This is a genomic window from Streptomyces sp. NPDC060194, from assembly GCF_042728285.1.
Classification (GTDB): Bacteria; Actinomycetota; Actinomycetes; order Streptomycetales; family Streptomycetaceae; genus Streptomyces.
Genome location: NZ_JBHWZH010000003.1, coordinates 16,741 through 39,658 on the forward strand (window position 1 = coordinate 16,741; position 22,918 = coordinate 39,658).

The 22,918-nt window shown below is 71.0% G+C and carries 21 protein-coding genes and 2 tRNA genes; 13 read left to right on the forward strand and 10 right to left on the reverse strand.

What is annotated here, in order from left to right; all coding sequences use genetic code 11:
• Positions 1-8 precede the first annotated feature (8 nt).
• The 3 genes from gyrA to ACFWEG_RS01035 all read left to right on the forward strand — a co-directional run bounded on the left by gyrA (position 9) and on the right by ACFWEG_RS01035 (position 3,535).
• Positions 9-2,618, forward strand: coding sequence for a DNA gyrase subunit A (gene gyrA / locus ACFWEG_RS01025; RefSeq protein WP_387207727.1), 2,610 nt, complete (start codon positions 9-11; stop codon positions 2,616-2,618).
• Positions 2,619-2,634: 16 nt separating this feature from the next.
• On the forward strand, positions 2,635-3,363 hold the full coding sequence (locus ACFWEG_RS01030) for a DUF3566 domain-containing protein (protein WP_387207729.1): 729 nt from the start codon (positions 2,635-2,637) through the stop codon (positions 3,361-3,363).
• Positions 3,364-3,461: 98 nt separating this feature from the next.
• Positions 3,462-3,535, forward strand: a tRNA-Ile gene (locus tag ACFWEG_RS01035).
• Between the two features lie 91 nt (positions 3,536-3,626).
• Here the strand turns inward: ACFWEG_RS01035 and ACFWEG_RS01040 are convergent.
• On the reverse strand, positions 3,627-4,355 hold the full coding sequence (locus ACFWEG_RS01040) for an HAAS signaling domain-containing protein (protein ID WP_387207731.1): 729 nt from the start codon (positions 4,353-4,355) through the stop codon (positions 3,627-3,629).
• Positions 4,352-4,708, reverse strand: a complete 357-nt coding sequence (locus ACFWEG_RS01045; protein ID WP_387207733.1) for a PadR family transcriptional regulator — start codon at positions 4,706-4,708, stop codon at positions 4,352-4,354. The genes ACFWEG_RS01040 and ACFWEG_RS01045 overlap by 4 nt, the downstream gene beginning before the upstream one ends.
• 231 nt (positions 4,709-4,939) lie before the next feature.
• On the opposite strand from ACFWEG_RS01045, the gene ACFWEG_RS01050 reads away from it, so the two are divergent.
• Positions 4,940-5,074 carry a DLW-39 family protein gene (locus ACFWEG_RS01050; protein ID WP_387207735.1) on the forward strand — a complete coding sequence of 45 codons (135 nt, stop codon included), beginning with the start codon at positions 4,940-4,942 and terminating at the stop codon, positions 5,072-5,074.
• A 233-nt stretch (positions 5,075-5,307) separates the two neighbouring features.
• Positions 5,308-6,666, forward strand: a complete 1,359-nt coding sequence (locus tag ACFWEG_RS01055; RefSeq protein ID WP_387207737.1) for a hypothetical protein — start codon at positions 5,308-5,310, stop codon at positions 6,664-6,666.
• Positions 6,667-6,798: 132 nt separating this feature from the next.
• Here the strand turns inward: ACFWEG_RS01055 and ACFWEG_RS01060 are convergent, their stop codons facing one another.
• Positions 6,799-8,235: a protein kinase gene (locus ACFWEG_RS01060; protein WP_387207739.1), complete on the reverse strand. Its 1,437-nt coding sequence runs from the start codon at positions 8,233-8,235 to the stop codon at positions 6,799-6,801.
• A 24-nt stretch (positions 8,236-8,259) separates the two neighbouring features.
• Positions 8,260-8,808 (reverse strand): helix-turn-helix domain-containing protein, encoded by a 549-nt coding sequence (locus tag ACFWEG_RS01065; protein ID WP_387207741.1) that lies wholly within the window; start codon positions 8,806-8,808, stop codon positions 8,260-8,262.
• 157 nt (positions 8,809-8,965) lie between these two features.
• On the opposite strand from ACFWEG_RS01065, the gene ACFWEG_RS01070 reads away from it, so the two are divergent.
• A tRNA-Ala gene (locus ACFWEG_RS01070) sits at positions 8,966-9,038 on the forward strand.
• 116 nt (positions 9,039-9,154) lie between these two features.
• Here the strand turns inward: ACFWEG_RS01070 and ACFWEG_RS01075 are convergent.
• A complete protein-coding gene (locus tag ACFWEG_RS01075; protein ID WP_387207743.1) occupies positions 9,155-9,898 on the reverse strand; it encodes a DUF5324 family protein in 744 nt (247 codons plus the stop codon).
• Between the two features lie 286 nt (positions 9,899-10,184).
• Here ACFWEG_RS01075 and ACFWEG_RS01080 point away from each other — a divergent pair, with 286 nt between their 5' ends.
• Together ACFWEG_RS01080 and ACFWEG_RS01085 are read left to right on the forward strand one after the other, a co-directional pair.
• Positions 10,185-10,712 carry a peptidylprolyl isomerase gene (locus ACFWEG_RS01080; RefSeq protein ID WP_387207745.1) on the forward strand — a complete coding sequence of 176 codons (528 nt, stop codon included), beginning with the start codon at positions 10,185-10,187 and terminating at the stop codon, positions 10,710-10,712.
• A gap of 138 nt (positions 10,713-10,850) precedes the next feature.
• Positions 10,851-11,738, forward strand: coding sequence for a rhomboid family intramembrane serine protease (locus ACFWEG_RS01085; RefSeq protein ID WP_387207747.1), 888 nt, complete (start codon positions 10,851-10,853; stop codon positions 11,736-11,738).
• Positions 11,739-11,981: 243 nt separating this feature from the next.
• Here the strand turns inward: ACFWEG_RS01085 and crgA are convergent, their stop codons facing one another.
• A complete protein-coding gene (crgA, locus tag ACFWEG_RS01090) occupies positions 11,982-12,236 on the reverse strand; it encodes a cell division protein CrgA (RefSeq protein ID WP_387207749.1) in 255 nt (84 codons plus the stop codon).
• A gap of 282 nt (positions 12,237-12,518) precedes the next feature.
• On the opposite strand from crgA, the gene ACFWEG_RS01095 reads away from it, so the two are divergent.
• The 5 genes from ACFWEG_RS01095 (at position 12,519) to ACFWEG_RS01115 (ending at position 15,983) form a co-directional block, all read left to right on the forward strand.
• Positions 12,519-13,256 (forward strand): DUF881 domain-containing protein, encoded by a 738-nt coding sequence (locus ACFWEG_RS01095; RefSeq protein WP_387207869.1) that lies wholly within the window; start codon positions 12,519-12,521, stop codon positions 13,254-13,256.
• A 109-nt stretch (positions 13,257-13,365) separates the two neighbouring features.
• The gene (locus tag ACFWEG_RS01100) at positions 13,366-13,527 is read left to right on the forward strand and encodes a hypothetical protein (RefSeq protein WP_387207751.1); all 162 of its coding nucleotides are present in this window, start codon (positions 13,366-13,368) and stop codon (positions 13,525-13,527) included.
• The gene (locus ACFWEG_RS01105; protein ID WP_387207753.1) at positions 13,524-14,162 is read left to right on the forward strand and encodes an aminodeoxychorismate/anthranilate synthase component II; all 639 of its coding nucleotides are present in this window, start codon (positions 13,524-13,526) and stop codon (positions 14,160-14,162) included. The genes ACFWEG_RS01100 and ACFWEG_RS01105 overlap by 4 nt, the downstream gene beginning before the upstream one ends.
• The gene (locus tag ACFWEG_RS01110; RefSeq protein ID WP_387207871.1) at positions 14,081-15,175 is read left to right on the forward strand and encodes a class E sortase; all 1,095 of its coding nucleotides are present in this window, start codon (positions 14,081-14,083) and stop codon (positions 15,173-15,175) included. The genes ACFWEG_RS01105 and ACFWEG_RS01110 overlap by 82 nt, the downstream gene beginning before the upstream one ends.
• Positions 15,176-15,245: 70 nt before the next feature.
• Positions 15,246-15,983, forward strand: a complete 738-nt coding sequence (locus ACFWEG_RS01115; protein WP_387207755.1) for a class E sortase — start codon at positions 15,246-15,248, stop codon at positions 15,981-15,983.
• Positions 15,984-16,080: 97 nt separating this feature from the next.
• Here the strand turns inward: ACFWEG_RS01115 and pknB are convergent, their stop codons facing one another.
• The 4 genes from pknB to ACFWEG_RS01135 form a co-directional block, all read right to left on the reverse strand.
• Entirely contained in the window at positions 16,081-18,159 is a 2,079-nt protein-coding gene (gene pknB, locus ACFWEG_RS01120; RefSeq protein WP_387207757.1) for a Stk1 family PASTA domain-containing Ser/Thr kinase, read from the reverse strand.
• Between the two features lie 201 nt (positions 18,160-18,360).
• Entirely contained in the window at positions 18,361-19,830 is a 1,470-nt protein-coding gene (locus ACFWEG_RS01125) for a peptidoglycan D,D-transpeptidase FtsI family protein (RefSeq protein WP_387207759.1), read from the reverse strand.
• On the reverse strand, positions 19,827-21,257 hold the full coding sequence (locus ACFWEG_RS01130) for an FtsW/RodA/SpoVE family cell cycle protein (protein WP_387207761.1): 1,431 nt from the start codon (positions 21,255-21,257) through the stop codon (positions 19,827-19,829). The genes ACFWEG_RS01125 and ACFWEG_RS01130 overlap by 4 nt, the downstream gene beginning before the upstream one ends.
• Positions 21,258-21,286: 29 nt before the next feature.
• A complete protein-coding gene (locus ACFWEG_RS01135) occupies positions 21,287-22,780 on the reverse strand; it encodes a PP2C family protein-serine/threonine phosphatase (protein ID WP_387207763.1) in 1,494 nt (497 codons plus the stop codon).
• Between the last annotated feature and the right edge of the window lie 138 nt (positions 22,781-22,918).

Genomic DNA, 22,918 nt, shown 5'->3' on the forward strand with positions numbered 1-22,918 from the left:
GACCAGCAATGGCCGACGAGAACACCCCCACACCTGACAACCCGCAGGTCGAGGGCCTTGCCATGCGTGTCGAGCCGGTGGGGCTCGAGACGGAGATGCAGCGCTCCTACCTCGACTACGCGATGTCCGTCATCGTCTCGCGCGCCCTCCCGGACGTGCGCGACGGTCTGAAGCCCGTGCACCGCCGCGTCCTGTACGCGATGTACGACGGCGGCTACCGGCCCGAGAAGGGCTTCTACAAGTGCGCCCGCGTCGTCGGCGACGTCATGGGCACGTACCACCCGCACGGCGACTCCTCGATCTACGACGCCCTGGTCCGCCTCGCGCAGCACTGGTCGATGCGGATGCCGCTGGTGGACTCCAACGGCAACTTCGGCTCCCCGGGCAACGACCCGGCCGCCGCGATGCGGTACACCGAGTGCAAGATGATGCCGCTGGCCATGGAGATGGTCCGGGACATCGACGAGGAGACCGTCGACTTCAAGGACAACTACGACGGCCGCAACCAGGAGCCGGTCGTCCTGCCGGCCCGCTTCCCGAACCTGCTGATCAACGGCTCGGCCGGCATCGCGGTCGGCATGGCGACGAACATCCCGCCGCACAACCTGCGCGAGGTCGCCGACGGCTGCCAGTGGTTCCTGCAGAACCCCGAGGCCTCGCACGAGGAGCTGCTCGACGCGCTCCTGGAGCGCATCAAGGGCCCCGACTTCCCCACCGGCGCGCTGGTCGTCGGCCGCAAGGGCATCGAGGAGGCGTACCGGACCGGTCGCGGCTCCATCACGATGCGCGCGGTCGTCGCGGTCGAGGAGGTGCAGGGCCGGCAGTGCCTGGTCGTCACCGAGCTGCCCTACCAGGTCAACCCGGACAACCTCGCGCAGAAGATCGCCGACCTGGTGAAGGACGGCAAGATCGGCGGCATCGCCGACGTCCGCGACGAGACCTCCTCGCGCACCGGCCAGCGGCTCGTCGTCGTCCTGAAGCGGGACGCCGTCGCCAAGGTCGTCCTGAACAACCTGTACAAGCACACCGACCTGCAGACGAACTTCAGCGCCAACATGCTGGCCCTGGTGGACGGCGTGCCGCGCACCCTGGCGATCGACGCGTTCATCCGCCACTGGGTGACGCACCAGGTCGAGGTCATCGTCCGCCGGACGAAGTTCCGGCTGCGCAAGGCGGAGGAGCGGGCGCACATCCTGCGCGGCCTCCTCAAGGCGCTGGACGCCATCGACGAGGTCATCGCGCTCATCCGGCGCAGCAATACCGTCGAGATCGCGCGCGAGGGCCTGATGGGCCTCCTGGAGATCGACGAGATCCAGGCGAACGCGATCCTGGAGATGCAGCTGCGCCGGCTGGCCGCACTGGAGCACCAGAAGATCACCGCCGAGCACGACGAGCTCCAGGCCAAGATCAACGAGTACAACGCGATCCTGGTCTCGCCCGAGCGGCAGCGCGGCATCGTCAGCGAGGAACTGGCGGCGCTCGTCGAGAAGTTCGGCGACGACCGGCGCTCCAAGCTGGTGCCCTTCGAAGGCGACATGTCCATCGAGGACCTGATCGCCGAGGAGGACATCGTCGTCACCATCACGCGTGGCGGCTACGTCAAGCGCACCAAGACCGAGGACTACCGCTCGCAGAAGCGCGGCGGCAAGGGCGTGCGGGGCACGAAGCTGAAGCAGGACGACATCGTCGACCACTTCTTCGTCTCCACCACCCACCACTGGCTGCTGTTCTTCACCAACAAGGGCCGCGTCTACCGCGCGAAGGCCTACGAACTGCCGGACGCCGGGCGGGAGGCGCGCGGCCAGCACGTGGCGAACCTGCTGGCCTTCCAGCCGGACGAGAAGATCGCCGAGATCCTCGCGATCCGCGACTACGAGGCGGTGCCGTACCTGGTGCTCGCCACGAAGTCGGGCCTGGTGAAGAAGACGCCCCTCAAGGACTACGACTCGCCCCGCTCCGGCGGCGTCATCGCGATCAACCTGCGCGCGATGGACGACGGCCGCGAGGACGAGCTGATCGGCGCCGAGCTGGTCTCGTCCGAGGACGACCTGCTGCTCATCAGCAAGAAGGCGCAGTCGATCCGCTTCACGGCCTCCGACGACACCCTGCGGCCGATGGGCCGCGCGACCTCGGGCGTCAAGGGCATGAGTTTCCGCGACGGGGACGAACTGCTCTCGATGAATGTCGTCCGGCCCGGTACGTTCGTGTTCACCGCAACGGACGGCGGGTACGCGAAGCGGACGAACGTGGACGAGTACCGGGTCCAGGGCCGTGGTGGTCTGGGGATCAAGGCTGCGAAGATCGTGGAGGACCGGGGAACCCTGGTCGGCGCCCTGGTCGTCGAGGCGACCGACGAGATCCTGGCCATCACGCTCAGCGGTGGTGTCATCCGTACGCGAGTCAATGAAGTGCGCGAGACGGGCCGTGACACCATGGGCGTCCAACTGATCAACCTGGGCAAGCGCGATGCCGTCGTCGGCATCGCGCGGAACGCCGAGGCGGGTCGGGAGGCCGAGGAAGTCGACGGGGACGTCCCGGCCGACGCGGCAGGACCGAACGACGCCGCGGACGCAAGTACCGAGGTGACGGACACGGGCGACCGGCCCGGGACCGAGTAGCACGAGGAGTCAGGTCGTGAGTGGAGCCACGGGCGCCGGAGCCAAGGACGAGTCCGGAGCGGAGGACGGCCGTGGCTCTGCCACCGACTCCCGAGGTGGGGGGAACACCGTGACGGACACCAGGGGTCCGCAGACGCAGGAGACACAGGGGTACAAGGGGCCGCTGCCGGCCGACCGGCAGCAGGAGGCCCCCAAGGAGCCCGCCCAGCCGTACCACCCGCCGCAGGCCTACGGGCCGGGGGCGGCGCCTGCGGGGGCCAAGGGCTCCGCGGCCGGCGGGGCCACCGCCGGCGGGGACCCGCAGCGGCGTCCGGCCGCGCCCCGTCCGGGGCCGCAGCCGCCGGTGCCCGCGCCCGCGCAGCGCACCGCGCCGCGGACCCGCAAGGCGCGGCTGCGGGTGGCCAAGGCGGACCCCTGGTCGGTGATGAAGGTCAGCTTCCTGCTGTCCATCGCGCTGGGGATCTGCACGGTCGTCGCCGCGGCGGTGCTGTGGATGGTCATGGACGCCATGGGCGTCTTCTCGACCGTCGGCGGGACCATCTCCGAGGCCACCCAGTCGGACGACGGCGGCGGTTTCGACCTCGAGTCGTTCCTGTCGCTGCCGCGGGTGCTGACGTTCACCTCGATCATCGCCGTCATCGACGTCGTGCTGGCCACGGCGCTGGCGACCCTGGGGGCGTTCATCTACAACCTGTCCGCCGGGTTCGTGGGCGGCGTGGAGCTGACGCTCGCCGAGGACGAGTAGGGCGAGGGCAGGCCGCGCGGGTATCGATTTTGGGACTGGCCGCCTGGTGCGCTAATCTTCAGAGGTCAGCGCGGCACGGCGGAAACGCCCAGCGCGGCGGGGCTATAGCTCAGTTGGTTAGAGCGCATCCCTGATAAGGATGAGGCCACAGGTTCAAATCCTGTTAGCCCCACCGGCACGAAGGCCCCCGAGCGATCTCGCTCGGGGGCCTTCGGCGTGTCCGGGCCGGGCGGAGAGCCCCGGCAAGGGCTCTCCGCAGCCGGCTACGGGGTGAAGGACCCCTCGTTCACCGAGGACAGGCCGTCGGTGACGGCGAAGGCCGCGATCCACATGGACACCTCGAAGAGGAGGAACGCGGCCAGCAGCGACCACAGCAGGAAGCGCGCCCAGCGGGGGAGCCGGAAGGCGATGCGGCCGGGGCCCTCGGGGGCGGTGCGGTGGCGCCACAGCCAGACCAGGGCGCCGGCCCGGACGACCACCGCGATACAGGACATCGCGAACTCGGCCGGGTGGCCGAGGCCGAAGGCCTGGTCGACGACGCGCATGAACAGGTTCGGCAGAATGAACCACCCCGCGGCGATCCACTTCCGTGAGGTGGTCCACCAGGCCGACATGGCCAGGGCGGCGAACCCCAGTGCCGTCACGACGACGACCGGGAACTGCAGCACGTCGGAATGCGGCGCCGCCGTGAGCAGGCCCGTCACCGAACTGGCCGCGAGCAGCGCCACGACGGTGCGCGGGCTGCCGCGCCGCTGCTCGGGGTCGTCGTACGCGGCGGCCTCACGCACCGCGGTGGTGGCGATGTCCCCGGGGTCGCCGAGTTCGGCGAGGATCAGGTCGAGCTCACCCGGCCGCTCGGCCAGGGCGACGTCGATGTGCTCGGAGAGGTCGGCCAGCAGCTCCCTGCGGCGGCCGGCGGGCAGGGGCGCGGCGGCGCGGTCGACGGCGGCCAGGTAGCGGCGTATCTCGGGGTGGGTGACGGTGCTCTTCACTGTTCTCTCCGGTCTGCGTGCTGGTCGGGGGTGACGAGGCGGTCGACCGCCCGGGTGAACTCGGCCCATACGACGGCGAAGTCCGCGAGCGCCGTGCGGCCCTTGTCCGTCAGCGCGTAGTAGCGCCGCGGCGGGCCGCTGGGCGACTCGCTCCAGTCGGTCGTCACCAACTCCTCGCGTCGCAACCGGGTCAGCAGCGGGTACACCGTGCCCTGGCTCGTCGCCAGGGCTACCGTGTTCGCCAACTCGCCCAGAAGTTCCGTGCCGTACCGCGGGCCGTCACGCAGGAGTGACAGCACGCAGTACTCGAGGACCCCCTTGCGGAGCTGGCTCAATGTCTTGCCAGGTTCCATGCAATGCATAGTAGGTGGCAGTTGCATGTATCGCAAGGAAGTCCCGGGCGCGGGCTCCGGGATGCCTTGGAGGCCGCGGGCGGCCGTGCGGGCGCCGGCGCGAAGGGGGGAGGTCCGAAGTGCCGCGCGGGTGTTTCCCGGTTGCGACGCAGGTCACCGATTGGTATCGGCCGGTGTGTAGAGTGGGCCGCTGAGAGGTCCCCTCACGTCAAGGAAAGACGAGGTCGCGCGGTGAAGAAGCTTCTCCTGGTCGCACTGGCTGCAGTCGGCGGTCTCCTCGTGTACCGCCAGGTTCAGGCGGATCGCGCCGAGCAGGATCTGTGGACGGAGGCGACCGACTCCGTGCCCGCCGGTTCGGGCAGCTGAGACCGTCGAGCTGTTCGCGAAGCCCCGGCCGCCACTGAGCGGCCGGGGCTTCGTGCTGTCCGGCGCCGGGTCGGCGGGCCCGTGCGGTGCGAAAGGGGACAAGGCGGTCGCGGGGGTGCGGGGCGGGGACAGGGCCGTGGGCGCCGGTGCAGGATGGGCCGGTGCGGCGAACCGCCCGGGAGGGGCGTCACGGCCCGCGCGGGGTGCGGCTGGGGCTTGAGGAGGGGTGCGTGATGGGTGTCAGCGTCAGGCGGGGCGGCAGGGTCCGGTCCGCGGCCGTGGCGGGGGCCGTCCTCGCGGTGCTCGCCGGCCCGCGGGCCTGGGCGGCCGACGCCGATTCCGTGCCGTCCTACGCGCCCGCACCGGACTCGCTCCGGATCGAGGGCGCGCGGAGCACCGGGGACGCCGAGGAGCTCAAGGCGGGCGGCTTCTACTCCGACACGATCGGCCCGGGGGAGCGGCTCCACTACCGCGTCCGGCTGGACGCGGCCGAGACCAGCGCGTTCGTCTCCGCGGTGGCCCAGCCGGTCGCGAAGGCGAAGGTCGCCTACGGGGACGGCATCGCCGTCACGCTCATGACGGCCGCCGGCTCCCTGTGCGGCAGCGGCAGCGGCAGCACCTTCGGCACCGAACAGGCCCGCCCGCTCGCCGACTTCGCCTCTCGGCTGATCGGTGAGGACAGGCCCTGCCAGGAGGCCGGCACGTACTACGTGCGGGTCGAGCGGACCAGCGACCCCGCCTCGGACCGGTCCGACTGGCCGCTGGAGCTGGCCTTCATGCGGGAGCCGGGCCTCAAGGGCGGCCCCAAGCCGACGGCGGCGCCCAGCGGCTGGCCGAGCGCATCCCCCGAACCGGCGGGCGCCGAGCCGGTCGACCGCAAGGGCGGCACCGGTTTCAACGACGCGCGCTCGGTGGAGGCGGGCGTGTGGAGGGACCGGCTGGTGCCGGGTCAGACGGCGTACTACCGGGTCCCGTTGGACTGGGGGCAGCAGCTCACCGCGCGGGCCGAGCTGTCGCAGGCCGACGAGCTGACCGACGACAGCGCCTACGCGAGCTCCGGGCTCACGGTCGAGATCCTCGACACCGTCCGCGGCCCGGTGCTCGACGGTTCGAAGTCCTACGACGGCGAGCAGGCCGAACTGGGCCTCGGTCCGACGGCCCCGGTCGCGTACAACAACCGATTCGAGTCCTCGGCGGGCGTCGCCGGGATGCGCTTCTCCGGCTGGTACTACGTGGCCGTCACCCTCGACAAGGAGATCGCCGGCTTCACCAAGGGGAGGATCCCGCTGCTCCTGCGGCTGAACGTCGAGGGCGAGCCCGGCGAGGGGCCCGGTTACGACGGTGACGCGTCGGCCGCCGGGTTCGGGATCAGCGACGAGGACCGGGAGGCCGCGGTGAGCGGCGCGACGGCGGAGGAGAGCGCGGCGAGCGGCGCGATGACCGTGCTCGGGCTGGGCGGCATCGGGGCGGGGACGGTTCTGCTGGGCGGGCTCGGGGCGTGGACGCTGATCGCCAGGAGGCGGGCCGCGGCGGGTGCGGGGCAGGGGCCGGGGCCGGTTCCGGGGCAGGGGTACGGGCCGCCGGCCTGGTGAGACGCGCCCCCCGGTCGCGGCCGGGGGCCGGGTCGGCGGGGTGTCCGGCTCAGTGGGATGTCCGGGCCGAGCGGCGTGTGCCGGCCGGCGCGGGGGGTTCCGGCGCGGCGGAGTTCCCGGGCGGGACCGGTGTCATGCCTGGGTCAGGGCCCAGATGCCGATCGCATAGCAGACGAGTGCCAGCAGGAGCACCGGGACCGCCACCTTCGCGGGCGGTCCCGGCCGGCGTCGTGCCGTCCCGGATCCGGCGGCCGGGGAGGGAACCCCGGCGGGCTGAGCGGTGTAGGACTTCGTGAAGGGGCTTTCCTCGCGCACCGCCGAGGTCTGCACCCCGTACGGAGCGAGGGAGGGCGCATGGCCGGGAAGCGGACCGGGATGAGCGCCGGGCTGGGTGGGTGCGGTCGCCTGGTGCAGGGGGTGTCCGTAGCCGGGAGGCGTGGCGTCCGGCGTGGTGGCGGCGGGCGGCGTGTAGCGGGGCGGCGTGTGCCCGGCGGTCGGGACGGGCGGCGCCGACGGCCGGTCGGGGGCGAGGCGCTGCGGCGGTGGGGCGAGGTGGAAGCTGCCGGTCTCCGACGGCTCGTGGCCCGTTGTCGCGGCTCCGGTCCGCCCGGGCTGCTCCTGGCCGCCCTGCGGTCCGTGGGGTCCCTGGTCTCCCCGCGGCTCTGCCCGGCCGCCGCCGGCCGAGGCTCCCGCCGGCCCACTCGGTCCGAACCCGGGCGGCAGCGGGCCGAGTTGGTCGAAGACCTCGACCGGATCGTCGGCGGGGTCGGCCTCGGGCAGCATCTCCACGGCCGCCGCCAGCGCCTTGCGCGCCCCCACGGCCGTCCGGAACCGGGCGTGCGGGTCCGGCTGCAGCAGGTTCGCCACGACCTGCCACAAGGGCTCCGGAACGCCCTCGGGGGCGGCCGGGGTGCCGTGGGCGGCGAACTGCTCCACGAGGGCCTGCGAGTCCGGCTTCGCCCCCTGCAGGAGGTAGAGCGCCACGAGCCCCACCGCGAAGAGGTCGGCGGGGAAGTCGGGTTCGGCGCCCAGCATCTGCTCCGGCGCGAAGTACCCGGGTGTCCCGATCACGAAGTCGGTCTCGGTCAGGCGCGGTTCGCCCTTGCGCATCGAGATGCCGAAGTCCGACAGCCGCAGGTGCGGCCGCCCGGTGCCGGTCGCCTCCAGCAGGATGTTGGCCGGCTTGATGTCCCGGTGGACGACCCCCTCGGCGTGCACCGTCGCCAGTCCCGCGAGCAGCTGGTCGAGCAGCGTGCACACGAAGCGGGGCGGCAGCGGGCCGTAGTCGCCGATGAGGTGCGCCAGCGAGCCGCCGCTGACCAGGTCCATGGTGAACAGGACTTTGTCGTCGTCGGCCGCCCAGCTGGCCGGCGCCAGCACGTGCGGGTGGTCGATGCGCAGCGCCTGCTCGCGCACGAAGCGCAGCAACGTGTGCGCGTCGCTCTGCAGCAGCACCTTCGCCGCCACGTACCGCTTGCGCCGGTGGTCCCAGGCGCGCCAGACCGCTCCGGCGCCGCCCCTGCCGATCGGATCGGCCAGCTCGTACCGGCCGGCGAAGACCTCACCCATCGTGCTCTGCCCGCCCCCGCCCGGTCAGTTCTGGTGCGCCTCGTAGTGGGCGATCGCCTCGGCGGTGCGCCCTGCGCCGTACACCCGCAGGAACTCTGCCAGTTCGGGGTGGGTGGGCGCGAGGGAGTCGGCCGCATCGATGATGTCGCCGGCGCCGGCGACCGAGCGGAGCAGCGACTGGATCTCTCGCACCACGCGGCGCACGGTGGGCGCTCCGGAGGAGTTGGCGGTCTGCCCGCTGGAGGTCAGCACCGACCCGCCCTGCGACCTCTTGATCTCGTCCATCCGCGCCGAGGCCTCGCCGGCGCTGACGCTGCCGTCGGCGACCTGCCCGGACAGTTCCTGGAGCAACTGCACCCGCTGCACCACCGCGGGGTTGCCGATCTTCGCGCGCTGGCCGCTCATGAGCTGCGACAGCATGGGCGCCGACAGGCCGAGGACGGACGCCAGCCGGGCCTGGTTCAGGCCCAGGTCGTCTATGAGCCTGCGGAACAGCATCCCCAGCGGCTCCCCGTACCAGTTGCGCTGAAGCTCCCTGGCTCTGGCCGTCGCTTCCTGCTGTGCCGCGTCCATGGCGTCTCCCCCTTGCTGACCCGAACGTCGCTTCGCTCGTGCGAACCGACTCCGCATCCTACGGAGCGGGCGGGTTCCGCGGGAGTCCCAATCCTTTTGCGGAACCCCCGGTGCGACCCGGTACTCTTGTGTCCGGCAGCGGTCCACACCCTGCCGCGGGGCCTTAGCTCAGTTGGTAGAGCGCTGCCTTTGCAAGGCAGATGTCAGGAGTTCGAATCTCCTAGGCTCCACCTCTTCAGACCTCCCTGACCTGCGGAAAAGCGGGCAGGGAGGTTTTTCGTCCGGCATGCGGAAGGGCCCGGCGGGTCGTTCCGCCGGGCCCTTCGGGACTGTCGCCGCGAGGGCGTCAGCTGTTCTTCTTGCCGCCGTCCGTTCCGCCGTCGACGGCGGGGTCGGTGTTGAGGTCGGTGTACGTGGCCTCCGCCTCGTCCTGCTTGGCGCGGACCTCGGGGTCGAGGACGGCCTGGCCGCTGCCGTCGACCGTGGTCAGCGGGGCGGGGTCGACCTCGGTCGCGGCCGGGGGCTCGACCAGCCAGTCCGGGTTGGCCTGCTTGTCCCACCACTTCCAGGCGGCGTACGCGCCACCGGCGAGCAGGCCGGTGATCGCGAGCCCCTTGGCGAGTCGGCCGGCCCGGGCCCGCCGCTCGTTGCGGCGCACGAGCTTCGCCACGTCCTTGGCCGTGATCTGGCCGCGCAGCGCGGCGAGCGCGGCCGCGCTGCGGCCGGCCGCCTCGTCGCGGACCGGACCGGCCGCGGCGACGGCCTGCTCGACACGGGGTCGGGTGTAGTCGGCCGCCTGGTGCGCGGCCTTACGGGTACGGATGGCTGCCCGGTGCGCGGCTTCGTCCACCTTCGGCGGCACGTGGGAGCGGGCCTGGTCCACGTACGGGGCGACGTGCGTGCCGTACTGGACCTTCGCCTGCTTGGCCGCCTTGTGCACCTTGGGCGCCAGCGTCACGCGCGCCTCGTGTGCGTAGCGGGCAGCCTGTTCCTTGGCCGTCTCTGCGTAGGGCGCCACCGCTTCCGCGGCGTGCACGACGCTGTCCTTGGCGTTGCCGGTCGCGGCGCGCACGCTGTCGATGCGGGTCACGGGTTCCTCCTCCTCGGTGGCGTATCGGTTTTCACCTTTCCACCCTTATTCGGATCATGCCTGTCAGGAGCGCTTGCGGCATGCGGGGCACGGCATCCGGGTCCAGAAAACCCGGCAATGCGGTACAGGCTGTACTAAGGGGAGCTTTGGCGTCGACAATGCCACGCTTCGTTCCCCCGCGGGGAGGTTAGGACGCGATTCGCCGGTCCCTGGGCTGCTTTTGTCCCCGCACGGCGGCTGCATGCGAGGATCGGCCCCGTCAGAAGCGAACGACGGAAGGCAGACCGTGGCCGAGCAGCTCTACGCCACCCTCAGGACCACCCACGGCGACATCGAGCTCCGGCTGCTGCCGAACCACGCGCCGAAAACCGTGCGGAACTTCGTGGAGCTGGCGCGCGGCGAGCGCGAGTGGACCCACCCGGCCACCGGGCAGAAGTCCTCCGACCCGTTCTACGACGGCACCACGTTCCACCGGGTGATGAGCGGCTTCATGATCCAGGGCGGTGACCCGCTGGGCGACGGCACCGGCGGCCCCGGCTACGAGTTCGCGGACGAGTTCCACCCGGAGCTGGCCTTCGACCGGCCGTACCTGCTGGCGATGGCCAACGCGGGCCCCGGCACCAACGGTTCGCAGTTCTTCATCACCGTCTCGCCGACCGCGTGGCTCAACCGCAAGCACACGATCTTCGGCGAGGTGGCGGGACCGGCGGGCCGTGCGGTCGTCGACGCGATCGTCGCCCTCCCGACCAACTCCCGCACCCACCGGCCGCTGAGCCCCGTCGTCGTGGAATCGGTGACCGTCGCGACCCGATGACCCGGGCGGGCCGGCGTCGGCGGTCGCGGGAACCTGGGGGCCCGCCCGTCCGTACTTCCGACACAGGGGCTTCCGCACGGCGGAACCCGGCAGAGGGCACGGACGGGGCGGGCCCGTCCGCCAAGAGGGGATCGGACGATGGAGCAGGTTCCTCGGGACCAGGGAGCACCGGACGGCGTGCGGGACTGCTACCGCCACCCGGGCCGGCCGACGGGGATCAGCTGCACCCGCTGCGAGCGGCCGATCTGCACCGACTGCATGGTCAGCGCGTCGGTCGGCTTCCAGTGCCCGGAGTGCGTGCGCACCGGATCGGGCACCGGCCACCGGCCGGACGCGAACCGCCCCCGCAACCTCGCGGGCGGGGCGGTCGCGGACGGCGACCCGGTCCTCGTCACCAAGGTGCTGATCGCGCTCAACGTCGCCGTCTACGGCCTGGCGTTCGTCCTCGGCGACCGGTTCGTGGACGCGCTCTACCTCGTCGGCCAGGCGATCAACCCGGCGACGTTGCAGGTGGAAGGGGTCGCGCAGGGCGAGTGGTATCGGCTGCTCACGGCGACGTTCCTGCACGAGGACCTGGTCCACATCGCGTTCAACATGCTGGCGCTGTGGGTGTTCGGCGGCATGGTCGAGCGGCATCTCGGCCGCTCCCGCTACCTGGTGCTGTACCTGCTGTCCGGCCTCGGCGGCTCCGTCCTCGCCTACCTCGTGGCCGCGCCGAACCAGCCGTCGCTGGGCGCCTCCGGGGCGGTCTTCGGGCTGCTCGGCGCCGTGGCCGTGCTCTCGCGCCGGCTGCGGGAGGACATGCGGCCCATCGTGATCCTCATCGTGGTGTACGTGATCTTCTCGTTCCGCGGCGGGATCTCCTGGGAGGGGCACCTGGGGGGTCTGGTGACCGGGGTCCTGGTGTCTGCGGCGCTCGTCTTCGCCCCCCGCGAGCGGCGCCGGCTCGTGCAGTACGGCGGCTGCGCCCTGGTGCTGCTCGTCCTGCTCGGGGCGAGCGTGGTGCGGTCCGCCGCGCTCACCTGAGCCGTCCTTTATCCACAGCGAGCGGCCGCCGCTGTGCAAGCCCGGTGAAACGCCCGTGCCCCTCGTCCCGACCTGGATCTTCCCAGGAAGGACAAGGGGCACAGGTGTTCCGGGCCTACGATGACGTAGTCGTACCGGCGTCAACCCCGTGGAAGTTATCCACAGCTCGTACGACCTTTCCCACAGCCGTCCACACCTGTGGACAACATTGTGGATGATCCGACTACTCGATCGTTCCGCGGATCACTTCCACTGCGTGGAGACACCGAACCCGGCCGCGATGAAGCCGAATCCGACCACGATGTTCCAGTTCTCGATCGCCTTGATCGGCAGCGAGCCCTCGGTGACGTAGAAGAGGACGATCCAGACCAGGCCGACGACGAAGAGCGCCAGCATGACCGGGGCCACCCAGCTGCGGTTCGTCAGCTTGATCGCGTTCGCCTGCTTCGCCGGCGGCGGCGTGAAGTCGGCCTTCTTGCGGATACGTGACTTCGGCACGAGGGACTCTCCTGTCGATGCGCTGCGTGGCCGCGCAGGTAACTGTGCAGGTAGCAGGTGAAGGGTGGCTGGCCCCAGGGGGTCGTGGGGGACCTCCGGGCGTCCGTTAGCGTAGTGCTTCCGGCTGTGTCGTAAGGAGAGGGTACGTTGACCAATTCCGACGACTCCCGCCTCGGGCCCCCGCCCGGACCCCTCCCGGAGGCCGAGCCCGCGCCGGAGGCCGCCTCCGGTCCGTCCCCCGCCCCGCACCACGGCCATGCCGCCGCCCCGGGGCCGAAGCGGCTGCGGCCGGTGCGGCTGCTGACCGCGGGCGTCTTCGCGTTGGCCGGCCTGATCTTCGTGACCAGCTTCAACACCGCGAACGGCACCAACATCCGGTCCGACGAGTCGCTCCTGAAGCTGTCCGACCTGATCCACGAACGCGACCGCGAGAACAAGCGCCTCACCGAGGTCAACGCGACCCTGCGCAAGGACGTCGAGTCCCTCGTCGAGCGCGACGACGGCAGCACGAAGGCCGAGGACGCGAAGCTGGCGGCGCTGGAGAAGGCGGCCGGCACGAAGGAGCTGAGCGGCGGCGCCGTGACCGTCACCCTCGCCGACGCGCCCCCGAACGCGGTGGCCAAGCTGCCCGGCTACCCGGAGCCGCAGCCCAACGACCTCGTCATCCACCAGCAGGACCTGCAGGCCGTGGTCAACGCCCTGTGGCAGGGCGGCGCCAAGGGGATCAAGGTCATGGACCAGCGGCTGATCTCCACCAGCGCCGTCCGCTGCGTCGGGAACACGCTCATCCTGCAGGGCCGCGTCTACTCGCCGCCGTACAAGGTGACCGCCGTCGGTGACCGGGAGGCCCTCCAGCGGGCGCTCGCCGCGTCCCCCGAGATCCAGAACTACATGCTCTACGTCAACGCCTACGGGTTGGGCTGGAACGTCGAGGAGCACCGCTCGCTGACCCTCCCCGCGTACGCGGGCACCGTCGACCTCCACCACGCGGAGCCCGCGGGCGGCGCCTCCGCGCGGTGACCGCCGCACACCCAGCCTGTGGACAACCGGAAACGGCCGCCTCCGCGCCGCTAGTCTGGTGCGACAGGACTCCGCAGGGCCTGGGGTGACGGGAAGGGAAGGGTCGGGGATGTACGGCTGGATCTGGCGGCATCTGCCGGGCAACGCGTTCGTGCGGGCACTGCTCTCGCTGGTGCTGGCGCTCGCCGTGGTCTGGGCGCTCTTCGAGTACGTCTTCCCGTGGGCCGAGCCCCTGCTCCCCTTCAACGATGTGACGGTGGACGGCCAGTGACCACACGCATTCTCGTCGTCGACAACTACGACAGCTTCGTCTTCAACCTCGTCCAGTACCTCTACCAGCTCGGCGCCGAGTGCGAGGTGGTCAGGAACGACAAGGTCGACCTGGCGCACGCCCAGGACGGCTTCGACGGGGTGCTGCTCTCCCCCGGCCCCGGCACGCCCGAGGAGGCCGGGATCTGCGTCGACATGGTCCGCCACTGCGCGGCCACGGGCGTGCCCGTCTTCGGCGTCTGCCTGGGCATGCAGTCGATGGCCGTCGCCTACGGCGGGGTGGTCGGCCGCGCCCCCGAGCTGCTGCACGGCAAGACCTCGCCGGTCGTCCACGACGGCGCGGGCGTCTTCGCCGGACTGCCCTCGCCGTTCACCGCGACCCGCTACCACTCGCTGGCCGCCGAGCCCGAGCGGCTGCCCGACGAGCTGGAGGTGACCGCGAGGACCGCCGACGGGATCGTGATGGGGCTGCGGCACCGGGACGCGGCCGTGGAGGGCGTGCAGTTCCACCCCGAGTCCGTGCTGACCGAGCACGGGCACCGCATGCTGGCCAACTGGCTCGCGCAGTGCGGCGACCCGACCGCCGTCGCCCGCTCCGAGGGCCTGGCCCCGGTGGTGGGCAGGGCCTCGGCGTGACGCCGCCGCGCCACGGGATCTCCCCGGAGTCCCCCGGGGCGCGGCTGCCCGATTCCGACACCCTGACGCTGCGGTTGCCGGACCCGCCGCCGGACCCGGCACCCGGACCTCCCGCGGACGGCGGCCGTGCCGCCCGCAGGAGGGCCGCGGCGGGCCGGGGCGGGGCCGCCGGGGGACACGGGCGCCGCAAGGCCCCCAGAGGCGGTGCACGGGCCCGCGGTGCGGCTCCCGGCGGGCCGGCCGACTCCGCCGCGGGGGCGACGGCGGGGGCGCGGCCCCTCTCCCGGGTCGAGGCGCGGCGGCTGGCCAGGGAGCGCAGACCCGGCGCCGCCGCCGTCCTGAGCCGGGCCGTGGGGGAGCTGTTCATATCGGTCGGCGTCGTGATGCTCCTCTTCGTGACCTACCAGATGTGGTGGACGAACGTCCGCGCCGGCCAGAGCGCCGCCGACGCGCGCAGCAGCCTCCAGGACCGCTGGGCGCAGGACGACGACGCCTCCGCGCCCGGGAAGCGCGGGGCGGGCGCCTTCGAGCCCGGCGAGGGCTTCGCGCTGCTGCACATCCCGAAGCTCGACGTCGTGGTCCCGATCGCGGAGGGCGTCGACAAGGAGAAGGTGCTCGACCGCGGGATGGTCGGCCACTACGCCGAGGGCGGCCTGAGGACGGCGATGCCGGAGGCGAAGCGCGGCAACTTCGGACTCGCGGGCCACCGCAACACCCACGGCGAACCGTTCCGGTTCATCAACCGGCTGAAACCGGGCGACGCGATCGTCGTCGAGACGCGGGACACCTTCTACACGTACGACATGGCGAGCATCCTTCCGCAGACGCCGCCGAGCAACACGGACGTACTCGACGCGGTGCCGGCGGGCTCGGGCTTCGAGGGGCCGGGCCGGTACATCACGCTGACCACCTGCACGCCCGAGTTCACCAGTACCTTCCGGCTGATCGTCTGGGGCAAGATGGTCGACGAACGGCCGCGCGAGGACGGCAGACCGGACGCCCTCGTCGGCTGAGCGTCCGCGGTGGGGAAGCAGGTGCGCGGAGAACCGCGCACGACCGGGCGAGACGGACGGGCAGGTTCAGGTGGGAGCGAGAACCCGGCAGCGGGACGAGCGGACGCGTGCGGCCACGCGCCGGGCGGGGCGGCGCGGCCCGATCGCGTCCGCGGTGAGCGTCTTCGGCGAGCTGCTGATCACGGCGGGCGTCGTGCTCGGCCTGTTCGTCGTCTACTCGCTGTGGTGGACGAACGTCCTGGCGGACCGCGAGGCGTCCCGCGAGGGCGACCAGGTGCGTGAGCAGTGGGCCGACGACGGCCCGGCCGGCCCCGGCGCCCTCAACACGCAAGGCGGGCTCGGCTTCCTGCACGTGCCGGCGATGAGGAACGGCGAGGTCCTCGTCCGCAAGGGAACCGCCACGGACACCCTCAACGGCGGGGTCGCCGGGTACTACACCAAGCCCGTGAAGTCGGCGCTCCCCCAGGACGAGACCGGCAACTTCTCCCTCGCGGCGCACCGCGACGGGCACGGGGCGAAGTTCCACAACATCGACAAGCTGAAGACCGGCGACCCGATCGTCTTCGAGACGAAGGACAACTGGTACGTCTACAAGGTGTTCAAGGCGCTTCCCCAGACCTCGAAGTTCAACGTCGGTGTCCTGGACGCGGTCCCCGAGGAGTCCGGTGCGACGAAGCCCGGCCGCTACATCACCCTCACGACCTGCACCCCGGTGTACACCTCCCGGTTCCGCTACATCGTCTGGGGCGAGCTGGAACGCGTCGAGAAGGTCGACGCGGAGCGCACGCGGCCGGCGGAGCTGCGGTAGCCCCCGCTCCCGCCCGGCCGCTCCCGGCGGACGCACCGGAGCCCCGGCATCGGTCGTGATGCCGGGGCTCCGGTGTCTGTTCGGGTACGGGGGCCGGTCAGTCGTCGCGGCGGCCGTTGTTGCGGCCGTCGCCGTTGCCTCCGTTGTTGTCACCGTCGTTGCCGCCGATGAGGCCGCTTCCGTCGCCGATGTTGCCGCCGGGGGCGGGGACGGTCCGAAGGTTGACGGCGGAGCCCTCGTCGACCTGGGAGTTGCCGCCCGGGTCCTGGGCGACCACGAGGGCGTTGTCGTCCTGGGGGCCCTCGATGTTCCCGGGCTTGAGACCGGCCTGCTCCAGGGCTGCCTTGGCGTCCTTGAGGGACGTCGTCAGGGGCGCGAAGGCGGGGACGGCGACCTTCTTGACCTCCTTGGCCTTGCCGATGGTCAGGGTGATCTGCGTACCCTCTGCGGCCTTGCCGCTCGGATTCTGCTTGATGACCTTGTTGACCAGGTTGGGGTCGTCGGTCTCCTCATCGGTCCTGGCCACGACGAACCCGTTCTGCACGAGCTGCGCCTGCGCCGCCTCGAAGGGCTGGTTCAGCACGTTCGGGATCGTCTTCTGCGACTCACCCGCCGAGACCTTCAGCGACACCTCCGCGCCCTCTTCGGCCTTGGAGCCGCCCTTCGGGCTCTGGCTGATGATGTTGCCCTCTGGGACGGTGTCGGACTCGACCTTGTCGACGGAGACGTCGAAGCCCTTGTCCTCCAGGATCTCGGTCGCGTTGTCCTCGGACTTCTCCGTGACGTCCGGCACCTCGATCTTCGGCTCCCCCGTCGAGATCGTGACGTTGACCGGCTCGTTCTTCGCGAGCTTGCCGCCCTCGGGGTCCTGCGTGCAGACCTGGCCCTTCTCGATGCCCTCGACCGCGCACTCGCCGCGGGAGGTGACGACGAGCTTCAGCTGGCTGTTCGTCGTGGCCTGCTCCGCGGCCCGCTCGGTCTTGCCGACGAGGCTCGGCACGTTGACGGTGTCCTTGCCGTCGTTGTTGGCGAAGGCCCACATGCTGAGCGCGACTATCCCCGCGAGGACCAGCGCGCCGGCCACGACGAGCATGATCGTCGAGGTGTTCGACTTCCGCTGCGGCTGACGCCGCCGCCCGCCGCCGTCGTCGGAGCCGTATCCGTAGCCGCCCTCGTTCGGGGGGATCGGGGGCAGCATCGACGTCTGGTCGACCGAGGAGCCGCCCGACTGGGCGCGCAGCGGGGCGGTGGACTGGTCGCTGTCGTAGGAGCCGTAGCCGACCGAGCCCATGGCGGCGGTGGCGGCGACCGGGCGGCCGTCGAGGAGCGCCTCGATGTCGAGGCGCATGTCGTCGGCCGACTGGTAGCGGTAGTCGGGGTCCTTGGTGAGCGCCTTCAGCACGATCGCGTCCATCTCGGACGTGATCTCGTGGTCGAAGTTGCTGGGCGGCTGCGGCTCCTCGCGTACGTGCTGGTAGGCGACGGCGACGGGCGAGTCCCCCACGAACGGCGGCCGGACGGTCAGCAGCTCGTAGAGCAGGCAGCCGGTGGAGTAGAGGTCGGAGCGGGCGTCGACCTGCTCGCCCTTGGCCTGCTCGGGCGAGAGGTACTGGGCGGTGCCGATGACCGCGGCCGTCTGCGTCATGGTCATGCCGGAGTCGCCCATCGCGCGGGCGATGCCGAAGTCCATGACCTTGACCTGGCCGGTGCGGGTCAGCATGACGTTCGCGGGCTTGATGTCGCGGTGGACGATGCCGTTGCGGTGGCTGTACTCCAGGGCCTGGAGGATGCCGATCGTCATCTCCATGGACCGCTCGGGCAGCAGCTTGCGCCCGGAGTGCAGCAGCTCGCGCAGCGTGGACCCGTCGACGTACTCCATCACGATGTACGGGATGGAGATGGACGCGCCGTTGCCCGACGCGCTGTCGTACACCATGTCCTCGCCGGTGTCGTAGACCGCGACGATCGCCGGGTGGTTGAGCGAGGCGGCCGACTGGGCCTCACGGCGGAAACGGGCCTGGAACGAGGGGTCGCGGGCGAGGTCGACCCGGAGGGTCTTGACCGCCACGGTGCGGCCGAGCCGGGTGTCGTGGGCGAGGTAGACCTCGGCCATGCCACCACGGCCGAGCACGGAGCCCAGCTCGTACCGGCCGCCGAGGCGACGCGGCTCTTCCATAGCTGTACCTACCAGACCTCTGTAGTCGCTGCTGTCCGGGGCATACCGTACCGGTCCCGCCGGGTCCGCCTCCGCCGCGGAGGCTCAACCGATACGGGACCGGTACCGCGTGGAGGGCGGTTGGAAGGGCGTCGCGAGGGGTATCACCTCAGGTCCGACCGCATCCGGCGTGTGTCACTCATGTCACGCTCGGCCTGGGGTTCACTTCCGGCCGACCACGGCTTCCATGACCTTCTGGGCGATGGGGGCGGCGATCCCGCTGCCGGTGATCTGGTTGCGGTCGACGCCCGCGTCCTCGACGATCACCGCGACCGCGACCGGCGAGGAGCCGTCGGCGGCCTGTGCGTAGGAGATGAACCAGGCGTACGGGTTCTCGCTGTTGTTCACACCACGCTGGGCCGTACCTGTCTTGGCGCCGATCTTGTACCCGTCGCCCAGGCCGACCTTGCCGCGGGCACTGCCGTCGGTGACGACGTACTCCATCATCTGCTGGAGCTTCTGGGCGTTCTCCGGGGAGACCGCGCGGCCGAACTCCTCCGGCTTGCTCCGCTCGACGGTGTCGAGGTTGGGAGCCTTGAGCTCGGAGACCATGTTGGGCTTCATGACCACGCCGTCGTTGGCGATGGCGCCCGCGACGACGGCCATCTGGAGCGGGGTCGCACGGTTGGAGGCCTGCCCGATGCCCGCCATGGCGTTCTGCGGCCGGTTGTCCTCCGGGTAGTCGGACGCCTCCGCGCGGACCGGCGTGAAGAACTCCTGGCCGAAGCCGAACTTCTTCGCCTGCTCGATCATCTTGTCGTTGCCCAGGTCGTCGCTGATCTTCGCGAAGACGGTGTTGCAGGACTGCCCGAGGGCGACCTTCATCGAGCCGTCCTCGCAGCCGGCGTCGGAGAGGTTCGTCAGCGGGTTCCTGCCGTCGGTCAGCGGCAGCTTGTACGGCGACGGGGAGTCCGTCTTGTCGTCGATGCCGTTGTAGAGGCCGTTCTCGAGGGCGGCCGCGGCGGTAACCACCTTGAAGGTCGAACCGGGCGCGTACGTCTCGCGGAGCGCGCGGTTCAGCATGGGCTTGTCCTTGTCGTCGCCCAGGCGGTTCCACGCCTTGCCGTCCGCGGTGGACTGCCCGGCGAACTCCGACGGGTCGTAGGACGGGGTGGATACCAGGGCGAGGATGCGGCCGGTCGACGGCTCGATCGCCGCGACGGCACCCTTCCGATCGCCGAGGCCCTCGAAGGCGGCCTTCTGCGCCGCACCGTTGAGCGTGGTGACGACGTTGCCTCCGCCCGGCTTCTTCCCGGTGATCATGTCGATGGTCCGGCGGAAGAACAGCCGGTCGTCGGTGCCGGTGAGGATGCCGTCCTCGAGGCTCTCCAGCTGGTTGGCGCCGAACGCCTGGGAGGCGAAGCCGGTGACGGGTGCCCACATGGGACCGTCCTTGTAGGTCCGCTTGTACTTGTAGTACGTGTCGTCCGTCGCCTTGGAGCCGGTGATCTCCTTGCCGTCGACGACGATGTTGCCGCGCGGCGAGGCGTAGCGCTCGATGTCGACGCGCTTGTTGTTCGCGTGCGTGCGCAGCTCGTCCGCCCTGACGTACTGCAGCCAGTTGTCGCGGATCAGCAGCGCGAAGACGAGCAGGCCGCAGAAGATCGCGATTCGGCGGAGGGGCTTGTTCACGGCCGTACCACCTGGGTCATCTCGGCGTCGGGAGAGGGGGCCGGCGTGGGGGCGGGGCGCCGGGCGGTGTCGCTGACACGAATGAGGATGCCGATGAGCGCCCAGTTGGCGATCACGGAGGAGCCACCCGCCGCGATGAACGGCATGGTCATGCCGGTGAGCGGGATGAGGCCCATCACGCCGCCCGCCACGACGAACACCTGGAGCGCGAAAGCCCCGGAGAGGCCGATGGCGAAGAGCTTGCCGAAGGGGTCGCGCGCGGCGAGCGCCGTGCGGACACCGCGCTCGATGATCAGCCCGTAGAGGAGCAGGAAGGCCATGACGCCGGCCAAGCCGAGCTCCTCACCGACGGTGGCGAAGATGAAGTCGGAGTTGGCGGCGAAGCCGATGAGGTCGGAGTTGCCCTGGCCGAGACCGGTACCGAGGATGCCGCCGGAGCCGAACGACATCAGCACCTGGGTCATCTGGTCGCAGGCGTAGGCCATGTTCGTGCCCGGATCCGCCGTCTTGAGACAGCCGAAGGGATCCGTCCAGGCAGCGACCCGGGACTGCACATGCCCTGCGAACGAAGCGACCGTGACCGCTCCGACCGCGGCCATGCCGAGACCGATGACGATCCAGCTGGTTCGCTCGGTGGCGACGTACAGCATGATCACGAACATCCCGAAGAACAGCAGGGACGTACCGAGGTCGGTCTCGAAGACCAGGATCAGAATCGACATGGCCCAGATGACGAGGATCGGACCCAGGTCTCGTCCTCGCGGCAGGTAGAGCCCCATAAAGCGGCGGCTCGCCAGGGCGAGCGCGTCACGCTTCACCATCAGGTAACCGGCGAAGAAGACGGCCAGGACGATCTTGGCGAATTCACCGGGCTGGATGGAGAATCCGCCGACCCGGATCCAGATCTTGGCCCCGAAGACGTCAGCGCCGAGTCCCGGCACCAGCGGGAGCAGCAGCAGGACGAGAGCCACGACCATCGAGATGTAGGTGTAGCGCTGCAGGATGCGGTGGTCCTTGAGGACGACCATCACGCCCGCGAACAGGGCGATGCCGAGGGCCGAGTAGATCAGCTGGTTCGGCGCGGCCTCGGAGAAGGAGCGCACCCTCTGCAGCCGCTCGGACTGGTCGAGCCGCCAGATCAGGACCAGCCCCAGCCCGTTCAGCAGCGTCGCGATCGGCAGCAGCAGCGGGTCCGCGTACGGCGCGAACTTGCGCACCACGAGGTGCGCGACGCCCGCGAGGAGGCCGAGGCCGAGGCCGTAGCCGAGCATGCCGGTCGGGACCTCGTCGTTCAGCGCGAGGCCGACGTTGGCGTAGGCGAAGACCGGGATGAGCACGGCGAAGACGAGGAGCACGAGCTCCGTGTTCCGCCGGCTCGGCGCTCCGATCGCGCCGATGGTGGATGTGTGGTGCGTACTGCTGCTCATGGTGTGGCGCTGGCCCCCTCTACGGCTCGCTACTGCTTACCGCAGTTCGAGACCACGCTCTGCTCCGCGTCCGTGTAACCGGGGTCGATCGGAGCGGGAGTCTTCGTGGCCTTGGGATTGTTCGGGTCGTCGTCGGCGCGCAGGCCGGTGGTGCCGCCCGCCTCGCCCTCGCCGGTCTCCGCGTTGCGCTCGTTCTCGGCCTTGGCGGCCGCCTCCTGCTTCTTGCAGGCGGAGGCCTGGACGCCGAGCTCGTCGAGCTTGGTCTGGGCCTCCTTGAGGCTGCCCTCGGAGATCGTGCCCTCGACCTGCTTCTGCTGGTAGGGCGGGAGGTACTTGAGTTCGATATCAGGTTCGTCGTCGTACACCTTCGACATGCTCACCCAGGCGAGGTCCTGGCTGATGCCGCGGTAGATGGCGACGTGGTCGTCGTTGGCGCCGACGTAGTACTGGCCCTGGGTCCAGCGCCAGCCGCCGTACGCGGCGCCGCCGAGGACGGCCAGGGCGAGGACCGTGTAGAAGGATCTCTTCAGCCACCGCCGCCGCGGGCGCTCCTTGACGTAGTCGTCCTCCCCGTAGAGGTCGAACGAGTCGTCGGGGGCGTAGCCGTCGCCGCCGGGCGGGCCGTAGTCGCCGCCACCGCCGCCCTGGCCGCGCGGCTCCTGGCGGCCGAGGCCGGCGGCGCGGCCGGCGGGGGTCTGCATGGCGCCGTTTCCGTCGCCGTAGCTCTGGTGCTGGTTCTCGGCCACCGCGCCGACGATCACCGGGGTGTCGTTGGGGCGGCCGGCCAGGGTGTCGCCGCCGTCGGCGTTCTCGACGTCGGCCACGATGACGGTGATGTTGTCCGGGCCGCCGCCGCGCAGTGCGAGCTCGATGAGCGACTGCACAGTCTCCTGTGGGCCGTGGTAGCTCGCCAGGGTGTTCTCCATCGTCTCGTGCGAGACGACGCCGGAGAGGCCGTCGGAGCAGATCAGGTAGCGGTCGCCCGCCCGCACCTCGCGGATGGAGAGGTCGGGCTCGACGTGGTCGCCGCTGCCGAGCGCGCGCATGAGGAGCGAGCGCTGCGGGTGGGTGGTGGCCTCGTCGGGGGTGATGCGGCCCTCGTCGACCAGGCGCTGGACCCAGGTGTGGTCCTGGGTGATCTGGGTGAGGACGCCGTCGCGCAGCAGGTAGGCGCGGGAGTCGCCGACGTGGACGAGGCCAAGGCGCGCGCCGGTCCACAGCAGGGCGGTGAGCGTGGTGCCCATGCCCTCGAGCTCGGGGTCCTCCTCGACCATCATGCGGAGCTGGTCGTTGGCCCGCTGGACGGCGGTGCCGAGCGAGGTGAGCAGGTCCGAGCCGGGGACGTCGTCGTCGAGGGCGACGATGGTGGAGATCACCTCGGAGGACGCGACCTCGCCGGCCGCCTGACCGCCCATGCCGTCGGCGATGGCGAGGAGCCGGGGGCCGGCGTAGCCGGAGTCCTCGTTGCCCTCGCGGATCATGCCCTTGTGCGAACCGGCGGCGAAGCGCAGCGAGAGACTCATGTGCACCTCTCCGGTCCAGGCCGCCTCGGGGTAAAGCCTGTCTGGAGCCACACTGCCCACCCTCCGGTCGGGACCACGCGCGGGGCCGGGGTCCGGCCGGTGTCCGCGTGCTCGCTCCGCTCGCGCCTCTTCATGATG